The sequence below is a fragment of the Desulfovibrio sp. SGI.169 genome (assembly GCF_050313595.1).
GTDB lineage: Bacteria > Desulfobacterota > Desulfovibrionia > Desulfovibrionales > Desulfovibrionaceae > Desulfovibrio.
This window is the reverse complement of sequence record NZ_JBNPLS010000079.1, coordinates 1-665: the sequence shown is the minus strand read 5'-3', so window position 1 is coordinate 665 and position 665 is coordinate 1. Positions and strand designations below refer to the sequence as shown.

General features: G+C 39.4%; 1 protein-coding gene. It reads right to left on the bottom strand.

Translation table 11 applies throughout. The features are described 5' to 3' along the window. Nucleotides 1–612 (bottom strand): hypothetical protein (locus ACQRA4_RS13835; RefSeq protein ID WP_427823629.1); only part of this gene is annotated, 612 nt, incomplete at its 3' end. Nucleotides 613–665: the final 53 nt, after the last annotated feature.

Here is a 665-nt window from a genome sequence, read left to right as displayed (position 1 = left end):
TAAATCTATTTCAATATCAATACTCTGTTCACCCTCATCGCGTACAAATCTATGTAGCTTGCGCTGATTGATTTCTTCGAAAGAAAATAAATCGCTAGTATCATTCATTTCATCAAGAAACGAATTGATGTCATTGATGCAATGAGTTGATATGCTATCGTTGCTAACATGTGCTATAATTATTTTTACAGTATAGTTAGCTTCATACAAAAATGACGTAATATCTGTCTCTCTGCTTTTTATCTTGTCGTTGAATTGTGAAAAATCTGGACGAATGATGCTCTTTAGTCCATTAATGAACTTAAGGTTATCGCCCTGAGAAATGGTCTTGCCGCCATCGTCAGACCACTTTGACTGGACAAATAGAAGTTCCTTCTTTGTAATGTCGTGATATATTGCATCAATCTCTCCGTCATTAAAGCCGTCTGTTATTGATGCAGCCGCAGTATCAAAAGAAATTCCAGATAAAAGTTGTATCGCCATTGCAGCTAGCCCGCGTGTAAGCAATAGAGCTTCACGCTCACTATCAGAGCGGGCATCACTCAGGTCGATAAGGCTCCTGAAGTTGTTAGAAATATAGGCTTTGATGTGGCTTAGCTGGACTGCTCCCATATTTCCTCCGCAATACGCCGGTCAAATTTTGTGATTTTATTCCAGTGAGGGGC